Genomic DNA, 5,637 nt, shown 5'->3' with positions numbered 1-5,637 from the left:
CTGCAGCTGTTCTTGCCCAGATCAATCCCGAGAACCGATATGTCCATGACCCTTGCTCCTTCCGCAAACGGCCTGCTGCCGTGAGGCAACAACGCTCAGTTAAGGGGCGAGCCATCCATAAAGGGGGATCTCGGCCGCCTGATCGGACGCACGAAAGGCGGCATGAACACCAAGCTCCATGCCGTCGCCGACGCGAACGGCCGCCCCTTGAGCTTCTTCATGACCGCCGGTCAGGTCAGCGACTACACCGGTGCGGCCGCGCTGCTGGACGACCTGCCAAAAGCGCAGTGGCTGCTCGGCGACCGCGGCTACGACGCCGACTGGTTCAGGGATGCTCTTCAGGCCAAGGGCATCCAGCCTTGCATCCCAGGCCGCAGGTCGCGCAACGAGCCCGTCCGGTACGATAAGCGCCGCTATCGGCGCCGCAGCCGCATCGAGATCATGTTCGGCCGCCTCAAAGACTGGCGCCGCGTCGCCACCCGCTACGATCGCTGCCCTACGGCCTTCTTCTCCGCCATCGCCCTCGCTGCCACCGTCAGCTTCTGGCTGTGATCAACGAGTCCTGACCCTAGATAGAAATGACACCCTTGGTAGCAGCGGGGGCAGCGTGGAGCCATCCACAAGCGCAGCGCTGCCCCCGCTGATGCGATAACCTCTCGGCTCCTGACCCCGGACCCGCTGCGACAACAGCGGGCTCCGTCTCGCCAGTTTTTGAGCGCTCGAGCTTTCCCGAAACTCCGTCTCCGATGCCGCATTTCGGGAAAAGGCAATCGGGAACATATTTCGGGAAAATGGCCCCGGAGCCGCGCGGCGTAGTCGGTTTGCGGTCCAGGATCTCGATCAACCTTCCCGATCGGGAACTTACCGTCGCTGCAGACGGCTGTTGTCCGACCGCAGGAAGCCTGCTTCAATGAAGCTATGCGGAAAGCGTTGTTCATAGTGCTCGCGACTGTCGTGTCGGGTTGCGCAAGCTCCCATCAATCAGGTGCAGCGGCCGACAGCACCATTACGGCCATTTACAGTCCGCCTGTGCGGTTAGGTGGAGCGGGCAGCATGATGTTCCTCTCCACACCACGTCCCGCACTAGAACCGGTCGTGCAGGAAAAGGTGGCGTCGCAGCAGGTTCCGGCCCTACCGGTTTATGATTGCTTCGTGCCCGGTCCTTGGATCGTTTTCTTCAATCTTGGCCAAGCCGAGCTGACCGAAGAAGCTAAATCATCGCTAGCATATCTACTTGAGAAAGAGCGGGATACTTGTGGAAAGTTTGATCTAAACATCGAAGGGCATACCCACGCGCGTGAAAATCGCGCGCTTTCCCGACAGCGCGCCGAAGCCGTCCGCCGCTATTTGCGAGGGCAGCAAATCGAGGTCAGCATGAACGTCAAGGACATGGGAAATCGTGTGCCGAGAGTGCCCAACACCTCGACGGAAGCGGAAATCCACAATCCGAGAGTAGAAATCCACGTACAGTAGGATCGATCTGGCGCCAGGTTATCTCCTACCACGCACGCGCCAGCAATCGATAAGCGATCCAATTGGGAAAGCCCCGGCCTTCTCGCGGGCCGTTCCAGGAACTCGAAGAGCGGGCCGAAACAAATCCGCTGATCTCAAAGCTCGTGGCCTGCATTCCGCTTTCCGCGGAAGACCGCCGCGTTGCCGAGCTGCTCTGCGCCGACCGGCGAACGCGTTAGTGGCTTGATAACGACATCTACCTAGAACAGGGACAAAGAGGTGTCCGGATGGTAGAGCAGGATGAGGAAGCGCGTCTCGACGCATTGTACCAGTTGAACCTGCTGGACACGCCGCCGAGCGAGAGCTTCGACCGCATCACGCGTATGGCGAGCCAGATTTTCGATCTGCCGATCTCGGCAGTGTCGCTGACCGACCGTGATCGGCAGTGGTTCAAGTCGCGCGTCGGTGTCGAGCATTGGTCAATTCCCCGAGAGAAGGCGCCGTGTGCACAGGTCGCCGAGAGCCGGAGCATTCTGATCATTCCAGATCTCCTCGACGATGATTGTTATGCCGACAGCCTGCTGGCGCAAACCGGGGTGCGCTTCTACGCGGGCGTTCCGTTGATGACGCGCGAAGGCTTCGTTCTGGGCTCGCTATGCGTGCTTGGCACGGAACCACGTACTGTCTCTGAGTCGGAGATGGCCGGCCTGACCGATCTTGCCGATATGACGATGTCGCAGATCGAGATGCAGCACGCGTTCGGACGCGTGGACCCGCTCAGCGGCCTGCCCAACCGGACCCAGTTCCTCGATGATCTTGAGGACCTTGGTCGCGATGCGCCGGGCCAGCGCCGTTACGCCGTATTGCTCGACCTGGCACGCAACGACCAGCTCAGCAGCGGGCTGCGCGTCGTCGGACCGTCGTTCATCGACGACATGGTGCAGGATGCTGCCCGGGCGCTTCGCGGCGCATTGGGCCAAGGCCGGACGGCCTACCACGTCGCTGCCACGCAGTTCGCGTTCCTGTCGCCCCCCGAGCCGGAACCGGGCGCCTATGTAGCGCTGCTCGGCTCGATGCTTTCGAAAGCTCAAAGTGCGTCGCGCATCCGCTTCGCCACTTCCCAGGCGATCGGGGTGACGCCTGTTACCCTCGGCAAAACCGATCCTCGCCAGGTGCTGCGCACCGCCTATAGCGCGGCCCAGGATGCGCGCGCGTCGGAACATGCCGTCGGCCTCTACGCGCCAGGGGAGGATCGTGTTCACTCCCGCAGGTTCGCGTTGCTCAACGATCTCGGAGCGGCCCTGGAAGAGCCTGACCAGCTTAGACTCGTCTTTCAGCCGCGCATCGACCTCGCGTCCGGCCGGTGCAAGGGTGCTGAAGCCCTGCTCCGCTGGCGCCATCCTACGCTGGGTGACGTGTCGCCCAGTGAGTTCATGCCCATCATCGAGCAGACCTCGCTTGCCAGGCCGACCACTGCCTGGGTGCTCGACGCCGCCATGCGGCAGCAGGCGATCTGGCAAAAGGAAGGCATCGACCTCCAGCTCTCGATCAACGTATCGGCCGCTAACCTGGAGGAAAGCGACTTTGCCCAACAGGTGCAGCTTTATCTCCAGAAGCATCGTCTGCGCCCGGCAGCGATCGAGCTTGAGGTGACCGAGAGCGCCGTCATGGAGAATAGTGGCCGTGCAATGGGCCAGCTTCGTGCGCTGCATGAGGCGGGCATCCCCCTAGCGATCGACGACTTCGGCACAGGCTACAGCAGCCTTGCGTATCTTCAACGTCTGCCCGCCCGCGCGGTCAAGATCGATCAGTCGTTCGTTCGCGATCTGGCCGATGACGAGCGTGGACAGGCGCTTGTCCGATCGATGATCACGCTGTCGCACGATCTCGGCTACCGGGTCGTTGCCGAGGGCGTCGAGACCGCCGCAGCCGCGGCGATCCTGGCCGACTTGGAATGTGAGGAGGCGCAGGGTTACTATTTTGCCCGTCCGATGAAGGAAGAAGCGCTGCGGCTATGGCTCGTTGCCTCTCCGCAAGAATCATCTGTTGCAGCCTGACTGACACCTAGTTCTGCCGACATACTTGGTGCAAGCTGATCGACACCGCCGCTGAACATAATTAACAGCGGCGGTGGCGATCGGCATCGATAAGCGTCCTGTTCCCGGTTGTTCCGCTAATCAGCCGTGTGGCCGCATGACAACCTTGATTACACCTTCCTGCTTGTCACGGAACTTGGCGTACATCTCGGGCGCGTCCTCAAGATTGGCCGGATGCGTGATCACAAAGCTGGGATCGATCTCGCCCGCGACGATCTTATCCAGTAGCGGCTTGGTGTAACGTTGCACGTGGGTCTGCCCAAGCTTGATCGTCAGCCCCTTGTTCATCGCTGCACCGATCGGAAGCTTGTCACCCATCCCGACGTAGACGCCGGGCACGGAGACCGTGCCGCCCTTGCGGCAGCTCATGATCGCCTGCCGCAGGACGTGGACGCGATCAGTGGCGAGCATCATGCTTGCCTTCACCTTGTCCATGACCGCGTCCGCCGCCCCGTGCGCGGCCGCCTCGCAGCCGACAGCATCGATGCAGCTGTCGGGGCCCCGGCCCTTGGTTCGCGCCTGCAGCTCGTCATAAACATCGGTTTCGGCGAAGTTAATCGTCTCAGCACCACCGGCCTCCGCCATGGCGAGTCGCTCGGGCACCTCGTCGATCGCAATCACGCGGCCGGCGCCCATCATCAGCGCGGAGCGGATGGCGAACTGGCCGACCGGACCGCAGCCCCAGATCGCGACGGTGTCGCCATGCTCGATCTGCGCATTCTCGGCGGCCATGTAGCCGGTTGGGAAGATATCCGATAAGAAGAGGGCCTGCTCATCGGTAACGTTGTCAGGAATCTTGATCGGGCCGACATCCGCCATCGGCACGCGAAGATACTCAGCCTGGCCGCCGCAGTAGCCGCCCAGCATGTGGCTGAAGCCGAACAGCCCGGCGGGCGAATGGCCCATCGCTTTGGCGGCCATCTCGGCGTTCGGATTGGTCTGATCACAGGCCGCAAACAGACCCTTTTTGCAGAACCAGCACTCGCCACAGCTGATGGTGAACGGCACGACGACACGGTCGCCGATCTTAAGGTTGGTTACCTCGGACCCGAGCGCCACGACCTCGCCCATGTTCTCGTGGCCGAGGATATCGCCGGCCTCCATGGTGGGCTGGTAGCCATCCAGCAGGTGAAGGTCCGACCCGCAGATCGCGCAGGCGGTTATTTTGATGATCGCATCGCGCGGGTGCTTGATCTCGGGATCCGCAACGGTGTCGACGCGGACATCGCCTTTACCGTGCCAGCATAGTGCGCGCATGTCGTTTCCTCATCTGAGTGGATGTCCCTGTCGTCAGGACCATTTCTATGACGCTTAACGCCTTGAGCCGCGGCACGGGTCCCCGTCCGTTTAATTCGTTCACATCAACGAGCGGCCGTAAAACGGCCGTACGGCCAGCGGGTTGAACGCAGACGGCATGCCCGGCTTGAAAGCCAGCAAGATGATGAAGTGGGTCGCCTAGGCCGTGCAGCCGGCCGACACGATGCTGATAGGTCCCCACAGGCGGCGGGTCTTACGCCCGGAGCGTACGGCATGGGCGGCCAGGGCGAAAGACGCATAGATTCCGCATAGGCAAACCAGGCCGGCGAGCAGCACCAACCACAAATCGTGGTTGTGCCGGACGCAGTCGAAAACCTGTACGACCTGGGAGTACATCATGCTCGGCTAACGGCAAGGCTTCAAGACATCCCCAACCGGTTCATATCGGCTTTCCCTGGCTGTGATCCAGGACCAAGGAAGCCGCAGTCGGGTTCTGCGCAGCCATGAACACTTACGTTGCCGAGCCCGCGCCTGTCGTCCGAACCGGCTACCATGCTCGACTGACATAACTTGATTTCGCTCCTCCGGGTTGGTTCCCAGTCGCTACAAAGATTTATGCCTCGCACCGCCGTGGCGCTGGTGGCATTAAGGGCATGATCGGAGGATTACGTCCATGGCACGCAAGAGCATCAAAAGCGACACGGGGAAACTCAAGGGCGAGACGGCCAAGAAGGCACCGCCGCTGCCGGCGGGTGCCGACCAGCCGACGAACTATGCCGAGCAGCAGGGCCATGGCGGCGAAACCCGCCAGACGACTTCGGACGCGGCACTT

Annotated in this window: 3 protein-coding genes and 1 pseudogene; 3 read left to right on the top strand and 1 reads right to left on the bottom strand. The window is 61.8% G+C overall.

Annotation, left to right across the window (positions count from 1 at the left end; translation table 11 throughout):
* Nucleotides 1-120: 120 nt before the first annotated feature.
* The 3 genes and pseudogenes from MF607_RS22195 to MF607_RS22185 form a co-directional block, all read left to right on the top strand.
* A pseudogene (locus MF607_RS22195) lies at nucleotides 121-552 on the top strand (IS5 family transposase); the annotation flags it as partial.
* A gap of 501 nt (nucleotides 553-1,053) precedes the next feature.
* Entirely contained in the window at nucleotides 1,054-1,473 is a 420-nt protein-coding gene (locus MF607_RS22190; RefSeq protein ID WP_242122342.1) for an OmpA family protein, read from the top strand.
* Nucleotides 1,474-1,739: 266 nt separating this feature from the next.
* Nucleotides 1,740-3,509, top strand: coding sequence for a sensor domain-containing phosphodiesterase (locus tag MF607_RS22185; protein ID WP_242122341.1), 1,770 nt, complete (start codon nucleotides 1,740-1,742; stop codon nucleotides 3,507-3,509).
* A gap of 120 nt (nucleotides 3,510-3,629) precedes the next feature.
* Here MF607_RS22185 and MF607_RS22180 read toward each other — a convergent pair whose 3' ends face one another.
* On the bottom strand, nucleotides 3,630-4,805 hold the full coding sequence (locus tag MF607_RS22180) for a zinc-dependent alcohol dehydrogenase (RefSeq protein ID WP_242122340.1): 1,176 nt from the start codon (nucleotides 4,803-4,805) through the stop codon (nucleotides 3,630-3,632).
* Nucleotides 4,806-5,637: the final 832 nt, after the last annotated feature.

Source organism: Sphingomonas lacusdianchii, assembly GCF_022664395.1.
Taxonomy (GTDB): Bacteria; Pseudomonadota; Alphaproteobacteria; order Sphingomonadales; family Sphingomonadaceae; genus Sphingomonas; species Sphingomonas lacusdianchii.
Note: the sequence above shows the minus strand (reverse complement) of the source record. Positions and strands in the feature narration are given on the sequence as shown.

Bases quoted from the DNA above. Each gene is read 5' to 3' on its own strand.
- MF607_RS22185 (WP_242122341.1), top strand. From the start codon at position 1,740: ATGGTAGAGCAGGATGAGGAAGCGCGTCTCGACGCATTGTACCAGTTG.
- MF607_RS22180 (WP_242122340.1), bottom strand. From the start codon at position 4,805: ATGCGCGCACTATGCTGGCACGGTAAAGGCGATGTCCGCGTCGACACC.
- MF607_RS22190 (WP_242122342.1), top strand. From the start codon at position 1,054: ATGATGTTCCTCTCCACACCACGTCCCGCACTAGAACCGGTCGTGCAG.